Source organism: Pelobacter propionicus DSM 2379 (assembly GCF_000015045.1).
In the GTDB taxonomy this organism is placed as follows: domain Bacteria; phylum Desulfobacterota; class Desulfuromonadia; order Geobacterales; family Pseudopelobacteraceae; genus Pseudopelobacter; species Pseudopelobacter propionicus.
In genome coordinates this window covers 1,060,434-1,077,153 of sequence record NC_008609.1, presented here as the reverse complement: position 1 = coordinate 1,077,153, position 16,720 = coordinate 1,060,434, and the positions used below count along the sequence as shown (strand labels likewise).

At 58.0% G+C, this 16,720-nt stretch carries 16 protein-coding genes and 1 tRNA gene; 9 read left to right on the top strand and 8 right to left on the bottom strand.

The annotated features are described in order from the left end of the window. Window positions 1-29: 29 nt before the first annotated feature. The 3 genes from PPRO_RS05015 to PPRO_RS05005 are packed head-to-tail and all read right to left on the bottom strand — an operon-like array spanning window position 30 to window position 3,460. The gene (locus PPRO_RS05015; RefSeq protein ID WP_157039940.1) at window positions 30-1,409 is read right to left on the bottom strand and encodes a dihydrolipoamide acetyltransferase family protein; all 1,380 of its coding nucleotides are present in this window, start codon (window positions 1,407-1,409) and stop codon (window positions 30-32) included. Window positions 1,410-1,462: 53 nt separating this feature from the next. Further along, window positions 1,463-2,464 (bottom strand): alpha-ketoacid dehydrogenase subunit beta, encoded by a 1,002-nt coding sequence (locus PPRO_RS05010; protein ID WP_011734956.1) that lies wholly within the window; start codon window positions 2,462-2,464, stop codon window positions 1,463-1,465. A 21-nt stretch (window positions 2,465-2,485) separates the two neighbouring features. Next, window positions 2,486-3,460, bottom strand: coding sequence for a thiamine pyrophosphate-dependent dehydrogenase E1 component subunit alpha (locus PPRO_RS05005; RefSeq protein ID WP_011734955.1), 975 nt, complete (start codon window positions 3,458-3,460; stop codon window positions 2,486-2,488). Between the two features lie 703 nt (window positions 3,461-4,163). Here PPRO_RS05005 and rsmI point away from each other — a divergent pair. From rsmI to PPRO_RS04970, 8 genes are all read left to right on the top strand, one after another. Next, entirely contained in the window at window positions 4,164-5,012 is an 849-nt protein-coding gene (rsmI, locus tag PPRO_RS05000; protein WP_011734954.1) for a 16S rRNA (cytidine(1402)-2'-O)-methyltransferase, read from the top strand. 84 nt (window positions 5,013-5,096) lie between these two features. Then, window positions 5,097-6,455, top strand: a complete 1,359-nt coding sequence (locus PPRO_RS04995; RefSeq protein ID WP_011734953.1) for a UDP-glucose dehydrogenase family protein — start codon at window positions 5,097-5,099, stop codon at window positions 6,453-6,455. Between the two features lie 352 nt (window positions 6,456-6,807). Continuing rightward, complete coding sequence (locus PPRO_RS04990) at window positions 6,808-7,104, top strand: FtsB family cell division protein (RefSeq protein ID WP_011734952.1); 297 nt, start codon at window positions 6,808-6,810, stop codon at window positions 7,102-7,104. Between the two features lie 12 nt (window positions 7,105-7,116). Continuing rightward, window positions 7,117-7,287, top strand: coding sequence for a hypothetical protein (locus PPRO_RS21175; protein WP_011734951.1), 171 nt, complete (start codon window positions 7,117-7,119; stop codon window positions 7,285-7,287). Beyond that, window positions 7,287-8,975, top strand: a complete 1,689-nt coding sequence (gene argS / locus PPRO_RS04985) for an arginine--tRNA ligase (RefSeq protein WP_041532574.1) — start codon at window positions 7,287-7,289, stop codon at window positions 8,973-8,975. The genes PPRO_RS21175 and argS overlap by 1 nt, the downstream gene beginning before the upstream one ends. A 10-nt stretch (window positions 8,976-8,985) precedes the next feature. Then, window positions 8,986-9,807 (top strand): SPOR domain-containing protein, encoded by an 822-nt coding sequence (locus tag PPRO_RS19345; protein ID WP_011734949.1) that lies wholly within the window; start codon window positions 8,986-8,988, stop codon window positions 9,805-9,807. A 77-nt stretch (window positions 9,808-9,884) separates the two neighbouring features. Further along, window positions 9,885-9,961, top strand: a tRNA-Met gene (locus tag PPRO_RS04975). Between the two features lie 105 nt (window positions 9,962-10,066). Next, window positions 10,067-11,323 (top strand): tyrosine-type recombinase/integrase, encoded by a 1,257-nt coding sequence (locus tag PPRO_RS04970; RefSeq protein WP_011734948.1) that lies wholly within the window; start codon window positions 10,067-10,069, stop codon window positions 11,321-11,323. 88 nt (window positions 11,324-11,411) lie between these two features. On the opposite strand, the gene PPRO_RS20795 is transcribed toward PPRO_RS04970, so the two are convergent. The 3 genes from PPRO_RS20795 to PPRO_RS04960 all read right to left on the bottom strand — a co-directional run bounded on the left by PPRO_RS20795 (window position 11,412) and on the right by PPRO_RS04960 (window position 14,644). Then, window positions 11,412-11,633 carry a hypothetical protein gene (locus PPRO_RS20795; protein ID WP_157039939.1) on the bottom strand — a complete coding sequence of 74 codons (222 nt, stop codon included), beginning with the start codon at window positions 11,631-11,633 and terminating at the stop codon, window positions 11,412-11,414. Window positions 11,634-11,891: 258 nt separating this feature from the next. Continuing rightward, window positions 11,892-12,860: a hypothetical protein gene (locus PPRO_RS04965; RefSeq protein WP_011734946.1), complete on the bottom strand. Its 969-nt coding sequence runs from the start codon at window positions 12,858-12,860 to the stop codon at window positions 11,892-11,894. Between the two features lie 425 nt (window positions 12,861-13,285). After that, a complete protein-coding gene (locus PPRO_RS04960; RefSeq protein WP_011733975.1) occupies window positions 13,286-14,644 on the bottom strand; it encodes an IS1182 family transposase in 1,359 nt (452 codons plus the stop codon). Window positions 14,645-15,052: 408 nt separating this feature from the next. Between PPRO_RS04960 and PPRO_RS04955 the strand changes: the two genes are divergently transcribed. Continuing rightward, entirely contained in the window at window positions 15,053-15,427 is a 375-nt protein-coding gene (locus PPRO_RS04955) for a hypothetical protein (RefSeq protein WP_157039938.1), read from the top strand. Between the two features lie 517 nt (window positions 15,428-15,944). Here PPRO_RS04955 and PPRO_RS04950 read toward each other — a convergent pair. Then, window positions 15,945-16,190, bottom strand: coding sequence for a hypothetical protein (locus PPRO_RS04950; protein ID WP_011734944.1), 246 nt, complete (start codon window positions 16,188-16,190; stop codon window positions 15,945-15,947). 130 nt (window positions 16,191-16,320) lie between these two features. Next, window positions 16,321-16,683: a DUF6880 family protein gene (locus tag PPRO_RS04945; protein ID WP_011734943.1), complete on the bottom strand. Its 363-nt coding sequence runs from the start codon at window positions 16,681-16,683 to the stop codon at window positions 16,321-16,323. Between the last annotated feature and the right edge of the window lie 37 nt (window positions 16,684-16,720).

Here is a 16,720-nt window from a genome sequence, read left to right as displayed (position 1 = left end):
TGTAATCCAATTCATGTGCCGGCCCGTTATCAGGCCAGGATCGTCTCCGGCGCTTCCAGTATGCCCTTCAGTTCACCGAGGAATTTGGCGGCATAGGCGCCGTCATGCACCCGGTGGTCGGCGGAAACGGTCACCCTCATCATGCGGGCAGCAACCACCTGGCCGTCGCGCACCACCGGCTCGTCCTTGACCATGCCGACGGCCAGGATAGCGGACAGGTTGGGCGGCACGATGGCGATAAAATCCTCCACCCCCAGCATCCCCATGTTGGATATGGCGAAGGTCCCACCGCTCAATTCGGCGCTGCCCAGCTTGCCCTCCTTGGCGAGTGCCACCAGTTCGCGGCTCCTCTCGCCGATTTGCTGGACCGGGAGCTTCTGGCATTCCCTGATCACCGGCATGATCACTCCTTCTTCCAGACCGATGGCCATGGCGACGTTCACGTCTCCGTGCAGCGTGATGTTCTTGCCGCTAAAGGCGGCGTTGATCAGGGGGTACTTGCCGATTGCCAGGGCCGATGCCTTGATCAGCATGTCGTTGATGGAGACCCGCTTACCGGCCTGTTTCTGGGCGCTGCTCAGCGCCTCCGCCCTGCCCATGTCGATGGCCACCGTCACCATATAGTGCGGGATGGTCGTCCATGAGGTGGTCACGGTCTTGGATATGGCCGCGCGCATCCCCTCCAGCGGCAGCGAGCCGTCCAGGATCTGTCCCGCTGCTGCCGATTCAGCCTGCGGTTCCTCGGCTGCCGGCACCGAGGCATCTTCCGCTGCCGTCTCCGTTGCCCCGCCGGCGAGGAAGGCGTCAATGGCCTGGTCGGAAACAGACGCATCGGCGATCACTCCCAGCAGAGCGCCAACAGGGAGTTCGTCCCCTTCATCGGCGATCTTGCGTCTCAGGATACCGGCGTGGGTGGCTTCGAGCACGTTGACGATCTTGTCGGTCTCCACCTCGGCGATGGACATGCCCAGCTCGATCTGGGTTCCCTCATCGATCAACCACTTGACCAGGGTCCCCTCTTCCATGGTCAGCCCCCACTTGGGCATGGTCAGGCAGTAGATGTCATCGGATGCTGCGCTGCAGGCAGACTCTTCCGCTGGCGCTGCTTCCTCATCAGAGCCGAAATTGGCGATAAAATCGGCGATGGCACTTTCCGCGGCATCCCCTTGGGTGATAACGCCAATCAGCGCGCCCACCGGCAGCACATCGCCTTCATCGGCTATCTGCTTGGCCAGGACACCGCTCTGGTTCGCCTCCATCACGTTGACGATCTTGTCGGTCTCCACCTCGGCAATAGCCATCCCCGGTTCGATCTGGCTTCCCTCGTCGATCAGCCACTTGGCCAGGGTGCCCTCTTCCATGGTCAGCCCCCATTTGGGCATGGTTAATTCCTGTACTGATGCAGTCATTGTCGTACCTTTCTTGTCCTATGAATCGTGTCTATCAAGACGTTGGAATGTTTTCAGATGATCGCCTTTACCGCTGCCTCGATTTTTGCGGCATTGGGCAGGTAGAGGTCTTCCAGCACATCGCTGAACGGTACCGGAGTGTGCGGAGCGGTCACCAACTTGATCGCTCCCTTCAGGGAGCCGAAGGCTTCCTGGGCAACCACCGAGGAGATGTCGCCGGCCATGCTGGCGCGCGGGTGGGATTCGTCCACCACCACCAGCCGGCCGGTCTTCTCCACACTCTTGATGATCGTGGCCGTGTCCAGCGGAGAGATGGTGCGCGGGTCGATCACCTCACACTCGATACCGGCCTTGGCCAGGGAGGCCGCAGCCTGGGTGGCCATGTGCACCATGCGGCCCAGCGCCACGATGGTCACGTCTTTGCCCTCCCGGACGATGTTGGCCTGGCCGAAGGGGATGGTGTAGCTCTCCTCGGGGACCTCGCCCTTCATGGCGTACAGCGCCTTGTGCTCCATGAAGATGACCGGGTCGTTGTCACGGATGGACTGAATCAGGAGACCCTTGGCCTCGGCAGGCGTGGAGGGAAGCACGACCTTCAGTCCCGGGATGTGGGCGAAGATGGAGTACAGGCACTGGGAGTGCTGGGCAGCGCCACGGAAACCGCCGCCGTACATCATGCGACAGACAACCGGCGTCTCGGCCGTGCCGCCGAACATGTAGCGGAATTTGGCCGCCTGGTTCATCAGCTGGTCGAAACAGACCCCCAGGAAGTCGGCGAACATCATCTCCACCACCGGACGCATGCCGCAGGCGGCGGCGCCCACGGCGGAGCCGATGTAGGCGGATTCGGAGATGGGGGTGTCCATGACACGATCCCCGTATTTCGCGTACAGTCCCTTGGTTACCCCCAGAACACCACCCCAGGCATCCATGACTCCCTGGGTTCCCCGGCCGCCGGCAACGTCCAGACCAATGACGATGACCTTCTCGTCACGCGCCATTTCCTGGGACAGAGCCTCGTTGATCGCATCTTTATAATTGAGTTTTCTCGACATATATCGGTTCCTTTCCGCTCTCTAGTACGATACGTAGACGCCGGTCAGAAGATCCGCCGCCGTTGGTTTGGGCGCAGCCAGAGCCTTGACCACGGAGTCTTCGATCAGGGCCAGAACTTCCTTGTCAATGGCTTCCAGTTCCGCGGCAGTAACCAGGCCGGCGGCAATGGCCTTCTCGGCAAAGATCTTCAGGCAGTCTTTCGTCTTGCGCAGGTTCTGGCTCTCTCCGTTGGGACGGTAGGTCATGGCGTCACCTTCGAAGTGGCCGAAGTAACGCTGGGTCTTGCACTCCAGAAGCGTCGGCCCCTCGCCCGCCCGGGCCCGGCGGATCGCCTCGCCGGCAGCCTCGTACACGGCGAAGAAGTCGTTGCCGTCCACGGTGACGCCCGGCATGCCGAAACCGGCGGCGCGGTCGGCTATGTTGGGGGTCGGAACGTTGTAGGAGACGCCGGTTGACTCGGCGTAGCCGTTGTTCTCGTTCAGGAAGATCACCGGCAGCTTCCATACCGAGGCCAGGTTCATACTCTCCAGGATGGTCCCCTGATTGGAGGCGCCGTCACCGAAAAAAGCAACACCCACCCCGCCATTACCCTTGAACTTGGCTGCCAGGGCCGCGCCGCAGATCAGCGGAGGCCCGGCGCCCACGATGCCGTTGGCGCCCATCATCCCCTTCTCCAGGTCGGCGATGTGCATGGAACCACCCTTGCCGCCGCAGGTGCCGGTCTTCTTGCCGTAGATCTCGGCCATCATGCCGTGGATGTCCACACCCTTGGCAATGCAGTGGCCATGGCCGCGATGGGTGCTGGAAATGCGGTCCTCATCGGTCAGGTGCATGCACACGCCCGTGGCAACAGCCTCCTCGCCCGAGTACAGGTGCACAAACCCCGGAATCTTGCCCGTGGCAAACTCGATGTGCAGGCGGTCTTCAAACTCGCGGATCTCCCTCATGGTCCGGTATGCCCTGAGCAGATCTTCCTTCTTCAACTGGGACGTCATAGCTTCTCCTTTCAAATCCTTCAAAGTACGGCAACATGTTTAAAAAACGTCTCATAGACGGTTTCGCTGTTCATGTCTTCATGCGGTCCTCCTTGGCATCAGGGTGTATGTGAACTGGCTCGCCGGGATTCCTCCGCCCAGGGTGGCAGGATCCGGCGATGGATTCGTGTCTCTGTTTGACTGTTCGATTTCCTTTAGAGCACGAGGCATGCCATATCAGTCAGGAAGGGGCCGAAAAGGGGCTTTTCGCGAAACAACGACGCACGCCAAAACCACGCATACCCTTGTTTTTGCTACACCTTGCAGACAGATAGGCACATAAGAACAAGCACGACGCAACGGCCCCGCGAAGCGGAGCAATTAAAACAAGGGTTTCATTCCGTCAGATGATGGAGGAACAGAGCGGATGAGCGTGCGACAGATGTCACGGCGGAGAGCGCAACAGATGTCGCGCCCAGCGCCGCGACGGAGAGAATCGCGGTAGAAACGGCATGTGAGGAGGGCTTGCGGGACTCGCGACATCGAATTTTGTGCGCTGAAACCGTACCTGCTCCCTGGTGCGGCATTGACAGCTGAAGCTATTCCCTCTATTTTTGATGATTCTCTTACATCCATGACGCCTTCGGGACGTTTTCCGTCTGTCTCCGTCCCGGCCGGGCCCGCGACGGAGACAGGCGACCGAAGGGAAGGACATACCCACACCATGACCATGCCCCCGAGCCTCTATATCGTCGCCACACCGGTGGGAAACCTGGAAGACATGACCTACCGGGCCGTGCGCATCCTGGGCGAGGTCGACCTGATCGCGGCCGAGGACACCCGCCACTCCCTGAAGCTGCTCAACCACTTCAACATATCCAAACCGTTGACCTCCTACTTCGACCACAACCAGCAGTTCAAGGGGGAGCGCATCCTGAACGCCCTGCGCCAGGGAAAATCGGTGGCGCTGATCTCCGACGCCGGCACCCCCTGCGTCTCCGACCCGGGCTATTGCCTGGTGCGGGACGCGCTGGCCCAAGGAATCAGGGTTATCCCGATCCCCGGCCCCTGTGCCGCCATCACCGCCCTCTCCGCCTCGGGCCTGCCCAGCGACAGCTTTACCTTTGCCGGCTTCCCCCCGGCCCGCCAGGCCAGGCGGCGCACCTTTCTGGCCAGCCTGGACTCCCTGCCCGGCACGCTGATGCTCTACGAAGCGCCGCACCGGCTGGAGGAGTGCCTGCGGGACATGCTGGCAATGCTGGGTGAGCGCCAGATCGTGGTAGCGCGGGAACTGACCAAGATCTACGAGGAGTTCATCCGGGGAAGCATCTCCCAGGTCCTGGATGCCGTGTCACAGGGAAAGGTGCGGGGCGAGGTGGTTATCCTGGTCGCGCCGGGAGAGGCGGTTCAGGAGCAGGCCGAGCCGCTGGAAGACATTCTGCGGCGCCTGCTGGATCAGGAGGGGCTGTCGGTGAAGGATGCCGCCCGGCGGGCAACAGAGATGACGGGTGTTTCCCGCAACCAGGCCTATGCCGAAGCGCTCAGGCTGAAGGCTGCTGCAGGGGATTCATGAATCCGCGGAAGTCGCCATGATTGTGATGGAATTTAGGGCCGACAGTATGGTATAGAACTTTGATTGTAACTTTGGAGTGAATCAATGAAAATTTGCATCTTTGGCGCAGGATACGTCGGCCTGGTGGCTGCGGCCTGCTTTGCGGAAAGCGGAAACAACGTCATCGCCGTGGACGTGGATGAGGCCAGGGTCGAGGGGCTTAAGCAGGGCATCGTCCCGATCTACGAGCCGGGACTCAAGGAGATGATCCTGCGCAACCAGGGAGAGGGGCGCCTCTCCTTCACCACCGACTACGCAGCGGCCGTACAGGCCTCCCTGGTCAACTTCATCGCCGTGGGCACCCCACCGGGGGAGGACGGATCGGCCGACCTGAAGTACGTCCTGGGTGTGGCCCGGGAAATCGGGCGCGCCATGAACGGCTACAAGATCATCGTGGACAAGTCCACCGTCCCGGTGGGCACCGCCGACAGGGTGCGGCACGCCATCAGGGAGGAACTGGACCTGCGCAACGCAGACCTTGAATTCGACGTGGTCTCCAACCCGGAATTCCTCAAGGAAGGGGCTGCCATCGACGACTTCATGAAGCCCGACCGGGTGGTGATCGGCACCGACAACGTGCGCACTGCCGAGTTCATGAAGGAATTGTACGAGCCGTTCATGCGCAAGAATAACCGCATGATCGTCATGGACATCCGCAGCGCGGAAATGAGCAAGTACGCGGCCAACGCCATGCTGGCAACGCGCATCTCCTTCATGAACCAGATCGCCGGGCTGTGCGAATGCATGGGCGCCGACGTGGCAGCCGTGCGCGAGGGGATCGGTTCCGATTCCCGCATCGGCTACGACTTCCTCTTCCCCGGTCCAGGCTACGGCGGTTCCTGTTTCCCCAAGGATGTCAAGGCACTGATCAGAACCGGTAAGGAATGCGACTACGACTTCACCCTGCTCAAGGCGGTGGAAGAGGTCAACGAGCGCCAGAAACAGGTTCTTGCGGACAAACTGATCAGGGCACTGGGCTCGGCGGACGAAAATAAGCCACTGGAGGGGAGAACCATCGCCTGCTGGGGACTGGCCTTCAAGCCACGCACCGACGACATGCGCGAGGCGCCGGCCATCACCATCATCCAGAGCCTCCTGGCCGCCGGAGCTCGGGTACGGGCCCACGACCCGGAGGCCATCGACGAAGCCAGGAAAATCTTCGGCGATGCCATCGACTACAGTAACAACCAGTACGATATCCTAGGCGACGCCGATGCCCTGGCAATCATCACCGACTGGAACGAGTACCGCAATCCGGACTTCGACCGCATCCGGGAAGCCCTGGCCACTCCCCTGATCGTGGATGGCCGCAACCTATATAAACCGAGCCGCATGGCCTCGGCAGGCTTCCGCTACATCCCGCTGGGACGAAATAGCAACGGCATGTGCGGCGAGGCGAAGTAGCAGGTGTCAGGCCCCGGGCTTTGGGTGCGGAGATCCAGCCGTACGCCAATTGAGCGAATGAATCAAGAACCTTCGCCATGACCGAACGCAGGAACCGTTCCGACCTTCAGGCGCCATGGATCCAACGTTCAAGCCATACTTCCGAATCAGAAACGGAACCCTTGAATTTGCTGAAAAAAACGTTACAATACCGACACACTGACGACAGGACTCCCGTGGGCAGCGCCCCCTGTTCCGCTCCGGAACGGATCACTTGAGACGAGAAACGACGGATGACACTCTGCGCGGCGCGGAACAACGCCATATTCCCCGACAATTTCCCCCATGCGCCTGAGCCGCAAGGGCCAGGAGCATGAAGGGGCCTTTCCAGAAAAGGGTGTACCTCATCCTGGCGGGATGCATCACCTTTATCCTCTTCTTCACCGTGTTCGGTGACAAGGGTCTGTTGCGCATCTTCGAGCTCAGGCAGGACATGGCCAGGGTCCAGGCCCGCCTGGGAGATACACGCGCTGTAAACGAAACGCTGAAACGGGAGATCGTGGCTTTGAAGGGAGACCACCGCTACGTGGAAAGCATCGCCCGCAAAGACTTCGGGCTGGTTCGCAGCAACGAGGTCATCTATCAATTCTCGCCGGAAACGAAACCATAAAAGGTTACCACCATGTCCCAGTCAAATTGTGCCGTATGCGCCTGGCGAGAGACCTGCAACAAGCGTTTCACCGTCACTGACTGCGGAACGCACTGCCCTGATTTTTCCCGCGATGTGAGCATCAAGGGGGACGGGAAAGAGACCGATACACCAACCGACACGAAGGAACGTCACCACACATGATGCGTCACCGAATAGCCTCTCTGGTAGAAACCGCCCTGCGGGCCGCCTCCGCTGCCCAGGAAATCACTTCCCCCTCCATTCCCGCCGTCACCATCGGCGTACCAGCCAACCCGGACCACGGAGACTACTCCTGCAACATCGCCATGCAGATGGCAAAGGCTGAACGCAGGGCGCCGCGCCAGGTGGCTGAAACCATCAGCCGCCACCTGGGCGACGGAAAGGGACTCTTGTCGAAAACCGATATCGCAGGCCCGGGCTTCATCAACTTCTTCGTCTCTCCGGCAGCCTGGCAGCGGCTCCTTCCTGAGATCGAGTCCCAGGGGGCGACCTACGGTCGGACCGCCACCGGCGAGGAGAGAAAGGTTCAGGTGGAGTTTGTCAGCGCCAACCCGACCGGACCGCTGCATATCGGACACGGCCGCGGCGCAGCCATCGGCGACACCATCTGCCGCCTGCTGGACGCCGCCGGCTGGAATGTCACCCGGGAGTTCTATTACAACGATGCCGGACAGCAGATCACCAACCTAGCCCTGTCGGTACAGGCGCGCTGCCTGGGCATTGACACGAACGATCCGCGCTGGCCTGCCGACGGATATCAGGGCGAGTACATCAGGGACGTGGCTGCCGCCTATCTGGCACGGGAGACGGTTGATGCCGATGACCGGCACGTCACCGCCCTTGGAGATCCCCAGAACCTGGACGCCATCCGCGAATTCGCCGTGGCCAGCCTGCGGCGGGAGCAGGACCTGGATCTGAAGGCCTTCGGCGTACATTTCGACGTCTTCACCCTTGAGTCCAGCCTGTACGACGACGGCCGCGTGGATAACGTGGTGCGCCAACTCGTGGAGAAGGGACACACCTACGAGCAGGAGGGAGCCCTCTGGCTGCGCACCACCGAATTCGGCGACGACAAGGACCGGGTCATGCGCAAGAGCGACGGTGGCTACACCTACTTCGTGCCGGACGTGGCCTACCATCTGGCCAAGTGGGAACGGGGATTCACCAGGGTCATCAACGAACAGGGTTCCGACCACCACAGCACCATCACCCGTGTGCGGGCCGGCCTGCAGGCGCTGGACCGCGGTATCCCCCAGGGATGGCCGGAATACGTCCTGCACCAGATGGTCACGGTCATGCGCGGCGGAGAGGAGGTCAAGATCTCCAAGCGCGCCGGCAGTTACGTGACCCTGCGCGACCTGATCGACGAGGTCGGCCGCGACGCCACCCGCTTCTTCTTCATCATGCGCAAGCCGGACTCCCAGCTTGTCTTCGACATCGACCTGGCCAAGGAGCAGTCGCCCGACAACCCGGTGTACTATGTCCAGTATGCCCATGCGCGCATCTGCAGCATCTTCGAGAACGCCGTGGAGAAGGGGTATGCCCTGCCAACTGATGCGGGATCCGTTCGCCTGGAGTTGCTGGAGAGCACGGAGGAGTTGCAGTTGATCAAGCTGCTGGCCGCCCTGCCCAACACCGTGGACGACAGCGCCCGCTTCTTCGAGCCGCACCGCCTGACCAACTACCTGACCGATCTGGCGGCCAGCTTTCACAGCTTCTACAACAGGAACCGGGTGCTCACCGAAAACAGCGACCTGACCGGAGCACGTCTGTACCTGCTCAAGCGCACGGCACAGACGCTGAATAATGCCCTCTCCATCCTGGGAATCTCGGCCCCCGAGCGGATGTAACGGAGCTCCCATGCGGATCGACTACAGCCCCCCCAAACAGTCCTACGTCACCAGCCAGAGCAAGCCCCGGCCCCGCAAGGAGCCGGTCGGCCTGTTCACCGGCCTGATCGTCATCACCGGCCTGATAGCCTTTGCCGCTGGTTTCGGCAGCGGCTGGTTTTTGTCCGAACGATCCACCAAGAAGGCATTTCAGGCAGCTGCGGAGCAGAGCAGCCTGGAAAGCAGTCCCAAGCAGACGACCGCTCCCGCTCCTCTTCCAGCCCAGCCGCAACCTGTTCCACAGAGCGCTTCTCAGCAACCGGATGCAGTCGCGCCCCCGGCCACCACTGCTACGCCGACAACGGCATCTCCCCAACTCAGTTTCTACAAGACCCTCCCGGGCGGCCAGAAAAGCGCATTCCTGGGAAGCGGCATAAACAGCAGGGAGGAGCGGGAGAGACAGACGCTCCAGGCCGCCATTCCCTCGAACGTCGCCAGAAGACAGCAGGCTGCGGCTACGCCCACCCCGAAAGCAGCCCCTGAAAAAGTCGCCACCGAGGAAAAGCAAGCCCCGGAGAAACCGGCTTCCGACGAAAAAACAGCCACGGAAAAACCGGCAGTCAAAGCCCGTTCAGGATATACCGTCCAGGTCGCCTCCTACAATCTCAGGTCCGAGGCTGAGGCCATGAAGAACAAACTGGCCGGCAAGGGATACAACGTCATCATCAGCGAATCCAACCAGGGGAACAAGGGGATCTGGTACCGTGTCCGGGTGGGCAGAAAACTTGAGCAGGAGGCAGCCAGGGAACTGGCTGCCAAAATCGGCAAAGGCGCCATCGCCACGCCAGAGTGACCGACAACAAATCGTAAAGAGCGCAATTAAGTTGTTGACAGAAGAAAACGGATGAGATATAAAGTGTATCTACTTAACGCGGGGTGGAGCAGTCTGGTAGCTCGTCGGGCTCATAACCCGAAGGTCAGAGGTTCAAATCCTCTCCCCGCAACCAAACAAAATCAAGGACTTGCATAAACGGCAAGTCCTTTTTTTGTAGCCATTGTACCCTATTTTGTACCCTACGGACTTGCCGCAACCACGAAAGGAGATTCGTGCAATGGCAAGTCTTTTAAAACGCGGCAAAAAATTCTACGCACAGTACTATCTGAACGGCGAGCAGAAGCGGGTCAATCTGAATACGACCTCGCTGCAGATCGCCAAGGAAAAAATCCGGCAGATCGAATCCGCCCTGTTCCGCCAGGACGACATCCCCCTCACGACCAAGACTCCTCTCCCCGAGATCATCGAGAAGTACCTCTTTTTCCGCAGGGCACGCTGTTCGGAAAACAACGTCCAGAAGCAGATCACCTATTTCAGAAGCATCTTCGGCCCGGTCTGCGAGAGCCTCAAAATCAAAAACCCCAAAATCGCCCGAAAGGCCGTGAAACGCCCCGCTGCCCAAAAATACGACCTGCTTGAGCTCGGAGCCCTGGAGCAGTTATCCGCAGAACGGGTTTCGTTATTCCTGGCAACCATCAGCAAACAAAAAGCGCTCTCTCCCAAAACGGTCAATCACTATCGTCAGATACTTATAACCTTCTGCAACTGGGCCATGAAAGAAGGAGGCGTACGGTTCCCCGGCGGCAAAAACCCGTTGGCAGATATCAGTCGTTACAATGAAGTGAAGAGTGATATCAGCTACCTGAAGCACCAGGACATCGCTAAACAACTCGATGCCCTGGCAGGCAACCTGCTTCTGCAGACCATGGTCGCCACCTATATCTATAGCGGCCTGCGGAGGGAGGAAGCGCTCTGGCTGATGCCTTCCGACTTTGATTTCACTGAGGGCCACTACGGGACCATCAGAATCCGAAACAAGGAATTCGACGGCAAACGCTGGAAACCCAAAACCAGTATAAACCGGACCGTGCCGATCAGCAGCGATCTGCGCCGCTACCTGGATAAATATCTCGAAAAGGTCACTCCCGGAACCTGGTTTTTCAGCACGCCCGAGGGGTGCCGCTGGGACCCGGATAATTTTTCCGCGCTGCTCCGCGCCGCCAACAAGGAAAAAAAACTCAGCTGGACCTGCCTGGACTACCGGCACACCTTTGGTACACTCCTCGCATCCAATGGCGAGAGCCTCTTCAAGGTCGCCAAACTGATGGGGAACAGCATTCTTATCTGCGAAAAACACTATGCGACAGCGTTGCCCGAATCCCTGCACGCCTCGGTGGAGTTTGGCGATGACCCACAACAGCCGGCCCCGCCTCATCCCGCCCCACCCCAGCCCCCCGCTCCTCCCCAGCCTTCAGCCGCTGAACCGCCTGCCGAAACACGGCCCCGGTTGAAGTTGGTGGTCAACAACCGCTAACCACAGCAGCCGTGAAAAAGCAAACGCCCCGGGGACTTGCGGATCCGGGGCGTTTCGCGGGGTATGTATCCAATTTTGAACTGTGCGGTTACTGCATCACGATACGGCATGACGCCTCATAGGCATACACCTCCTCCCTGTCATAGCGAACCATGCCGTTTCGCCCTTCACCGAGACAGATTCTGGTAAAACGTTCCCTGCGAGCGATCCGGTCGACGGAGGAACGCGCACAATCCCAACGCACTGCCAGTTCCGCTGGTGAGATGTACGGTGATTTTCCGCTGGTTGTTTTGTCTTGCGTCTTTGCCATAACATCGTCCTGCACAAGCATGTCATCATGCTGATTTCACTTATGGATATGGGGGCTCAAACAGTAATTTGCCGAAAATTCCCCTCTATTAGATAAGATCAGGGCGGCGTACGGGCTTTATCCCGGGTTTCCCCATTTTTTCTCCACGAACAAAAAAAGGCCCCTCCAGTCGCACTCAGCGACCGAAGGGGCCTTTTTTTGTTGGGAAAAATCACAAAACCGCCGGGCATCCCAAGCCCGGCGGTCGACAGGGGAAAATCATTTTCCGAAAAGATAATGTGTGGTTATCTCGATGCGATTATGTCCCAATTCGTTGGAAACCACGCCGAGACATTTCTCATAGCAATGTCCTGCTGCCTGCAGCTCAGAAAACCGCTCCTGAGCGAAATTCCAGCGCAGGCCATGGCTGCCGTTGTAATCTTGCCCAGTCCGGTCCGCAGCGGACTCAAGGCTTGCCCGGTAACCGTCGGCTGAAACTTTGAATGGGCCATGGGTTCTGATGTGATCAGCCAGGCGCTGGTACGTCTCCGGCGTCATCTGTGCCGTGCCCGGCTTGCCTCCCTTACCGGTGTAATCGAGCAGGCCGACCAGTTTGCCCGTATGCACATCCCTGCCCAGCCCCTTAAGCTGGTTTGCGCTGATACTGCTCGCTCCGGCGATCCTCAAACCGCTCTCATGCTGGATCCGGGCTGCAAGCTGGTGTGACGGGTTAGACACGGCCTCTGCCAGCCTCTCAGGGCTATCATAATTGCGTGTTCCTTCAAAACGCGGCAATTCGCTCCTGGCCTCCGGCCGCAGCTCATGCACCACGGAGCGGAAGTCATATACATTTCCACGGTCGTTCTTGTCGCTGTACGCGTTCAGGGCATTCTCCAGCTTGCCCACTGCCGCGCAGTAGCCGTTCCAGTGAGAATACGAGACACCCAGCTCGATCTTGTAGTTCAAAAACTGGCGGACGTGGTCTCCAGTAAGCCGTTCGAGGTCTCTGACGGCAAATGTTTCTTTTGCGAACCGTCCGATCTCCTGCCATTTTTCCAAATAATTGTCCCTTGTCCCCAACGAATGGATTCCGGTCTTTTCTGCAATTGCCGTCGAGGTGGCCCCCCTTCCTTCGCTGGCAAGTTCCACGCGGGCGCTGTCTTTTGCCTGAAATTTGCTCTCACCGATGCAATTGATCCCTGATGCATTGAACAGGTGCAGGGCCTGTCCACGGATACTCCCTCTCATGATTCGATTCCTCCTCTATGATGTGTGATGATCACTCACCTATAAAGATCAGGAGGGAGTCCGGTTTTATGTTTTCATCTGATATGGGTGGCGGTATTTGTGGACCCCCCGCGAGGGACAGACAGATAAGAAAAAGCGTTTTTTTTCGTGCTCGCTTTTGCACTAAAACTTTTGCGCCAGTTATCGCCCTGTCAGTGGCATCGGCCTGGCAACCGGTAAGTGCGCGCGTTCCGCGCGAACCCAGCAACGGCTTCGCCGTTTTTGTCTAGGAGTCTGTCGGGCTTGACCTCAGGGGCGCCCTCTTTTGTGGCCAAGCCGATTAAAAAAGTTCCGTATGTGTTCGTCTTCCCACCGGCAACCTGGTTAATTCAGCCCTTTCAGCGATGACTGCGGTTATTACAGGCTGATTTTCGCTATTTCTCATTCTATCCGGCCAAGACATGCAGCCGTTTGATGTTGTAGGCCATGCAGACGAGGTTCCATTCGCCTTTTACTGCTTCAAAGCCACGAAGAAGAAAGCTTCTGAATCCCATGACCGCCTTGATGATGCCGAAGACCGGTTCCGAGGTGACTTTTCGCTGGGCGTAGATCGCCTTGCCGGAAGGTGTCTTCAGGCGATGCTTCATTCTGGCCACGGAATCGGCATCTTCGGGTAACGGCGGCGGTTCGGCAAAGCGCTCCATCAGTGGCACGTTGTGACTCTGCCGGTCTACGGCAATGTAGGGAGTTATCCCGTTCTCCTCACAGGCAGTTACATTGGTTTCGCTGAAGTAGCCACTGTCAGCTACCAGATCGGTTGCCTTGCCAAGCTTCTCAGGCAGCGCCGCCAGGTTCTCCAGGGTCGGTGTCAGCTCCTGTTTGTCATTGGGATTCTGGGTAACATGGGCCGAAACGATGAGCTTTGATGCTGTATCCACACCGGCCTGGGCGTTGTAAGTCTGCTCGAATCCGCCACCGGAGGTCGGCATGATCCGCGACTCTTCATCGGTCAGATTGACCTGATCTTTGGCAGTGGGGCCGGATTTGGGCGGTTTCGGCTCTTTCCCCTTGGCCTTCTTGCCCGTTGCCTGCTCCTTCTTGGCCCGTTCGGCGACTTTCTTCTCATAAGCGGCCTGTTCACGAGCATGGCGCTCAGCGGCTCGTTTTTCGATCTCGACCTTGGCTGCGGCAATGGCGGAAAGACGCTTTTCCCGACGTTCCAGTTCTTCGGGGATGTTCATGCCGTCCGGAATATCGGCACGGTCCGCTGCCTCGGCCTTTTTGAGCAGTTCGCCAACCTCAGCCTTGATCTGCTCTTCAAGCTTGCAGGCATGCTCATAGCTCAGCGCCTTGTGCTTGGAGGCGTTCGCCTTGATTTTGCTGCCATCCAAACTAACGTTGCCCAGTTTCAGCACCTCCATCTGATGAGCGATCAGCAGAATCTGGGCAAACAGCTTGTTCAGTTGCGGCAGAAAACGCCGGCGGAAGGTGGCAATGGTATCGTGGTCAGGATGACTGTTTGCCGCTATGAACCGGAATGCCACGGAGTCGTAGGTGCTGCGCTCAAGCTTCCGGCTGGAGAATACGCCTGTCGCATAACCGTAAAACAACAATGCTACCAGCATCTCAGGGTTATAGGGCTGCGAGCCTCGGCCGGCATAGGTAGCTTTCAAAGAGCGCAGGTCGAGCTGTTCGACAATTTCGACCACAAACCGGGCCAAGTGCTTTTCTGGTAGCCAATCCTGCAGCGATGGCGGGAGCAGATAGGGTGTTTCCCGGTCAACTTCAATAAACTTTGATTTCATAGTCAACCCCGATACCTAACCAGTTGATATTACCGGACAAATATACGGGATACACCAAGAAAACGCAAGCTAAAGCTGACGACTTATTCAATAAATACAGCAGGTTAACCAATTGAAAACGCCCTGGAGATGACGGCTGAATGCGTTAAGCCCGACAGACTCCTAGACGACAAAAACGGCGAAGCATGGAGCACAGCTCCAGTGTTTACGCGGTTTTGACTTGACGCCAAACCGCTTACATCTGATGATTGAACCATCATCAGATGACGTTGTCAGGAGACAACGTAGGAGACAAAAAAAATGCGCCCGTTTTCACAACAGACGACCAAGAAACTCCTGGCTTGGTACACAAGGCAGCCGGAGATTGAACGGAAGGAATGTCACGTTTTACAGAGGAAACAGATCAACGTGATGATGAATGACGCCCGCAAGAGGGGCGAGAAGGTTGAGGACAGCGGTGATGTGTACTACCGCGCCTTTATATGGGGGATCGAACGAAGAATGCGGTTGCAGGACAACCGAAGACTGAAGAGTACGGATGATCTGGAAGAGGTGACAAAGCAAAGGATTGCGGTGGCAAAAGCCACGGCAAAAGCCAAGCCGTCACCCATATTGGACCGGCTACACGCTGATCTGCTGCCAGTTGTGATTCAGTTGAGAAAAGAGGGGCTGTCGTGGCAGAAGGTAAGCAATTACTTGTTCGAGTACCACCAGCTTGAGGTCGACAGGCGCTATTTGCACAAGGTATTTACTGGGCACCCGGAATTTCCGGTAGAAAAGTAACCGTTTTGTGATGCCGGCATAAAAAAGGGAGAGCACATGACGTACTACTCCCTTGCTTACTGCTTTGTTTTCGTAAGATCCCTGGAACCAGAGGTGTCCGAGAACGACTCTCTCAATGAGAGATAACCCTGACGGGTAAAGTTACATTTAACCTACACAAGAAAACCGTTTCACGCAACATTTATTTGCCATAAAATACAATACTTACAGCAATATGCACCATGTCAATCAAAGTACCACTACATGCGGATCATGATTGACTATGTAGCCACTTTCTTGAAACGAATGGTACGCGGAAAAACTGGAAACGGCGGATAAAGGCCGATCAACGGCATGAAACCTTTCGGTTGGGTTATAATCCACCTTTTCCGCCCTGATCTGCGGCTAATAGAGTTATTGCTCTGCTGCTCAGCTGGGGGATCTGCTCCCAGACCGGTTCGCAGGCGAGGGAGAAGAAGGGATTGAGGGAGGCGGTGAAATTGGTCATGTCGCAGCCAGTTGCGTTCACTCAGTTGTTCTAGTTGACCTTCCGCCCACCTTCAAGCTGAACTCTTTTCATTTTGGAAACAGTTGCAGATGCATCCAGCTCTCCGCTGCCCAGAATATTCCTGATACGCTTTGATACCGCAGGAACATTCACGCCAAAAAATTCAGCGACTTGAAGCTGGGTCAGCCAGACGGTGTCATGGTCGAGATGGACCAGAAGGGAAGATGACCCGTCAGGAGCCTGATAGAGGACAATCGCGTTATCGTCTTTGTTCATGCTGTACCCTCACAAAATCCAGCGATGCTGCTGGTCTGCCCCAGCGGCACGCCCGCCGCCGGGAAAAGTTAAACAGCACATTCAAGTTCCGAGAGTAAAACCGGGTAGCAACCCGTGGATTCTCCACAAGTCATGTGCGGTACCGCGACCAGAAGCTGCTTTTACGGCCATGGTGCTCCACGAGACCGGCCTTGTACCCGGCATGGGATTCGAGGGTGCGCCAGTCGGCAATCACCCCGGCCAGTAGGTCGAGCTTCTTCAGATACCGCACCCCGTGGGGATAGGTTTTGGTCTGGGCCCGCTGGAGAATGGAATCGAGCAGGGCACGGTAAAGCAGGGAGGCGCAGAGATGGCGGCCCTGTTTCTCCATGGCCTCGGCCATGGGGAGAAGAGTGCCGTAAAAGTCGCCGTTCAGCTCCCTGGCATGGGTGAGCAGGTAGTTTTCCGCGGCGTCAAACTGCCCGGCGGCAACCAGAAAGGCGGCATCTGTCAATGGTAGTGCAATAATGTCCCAAAAGCGGTAACGAAAA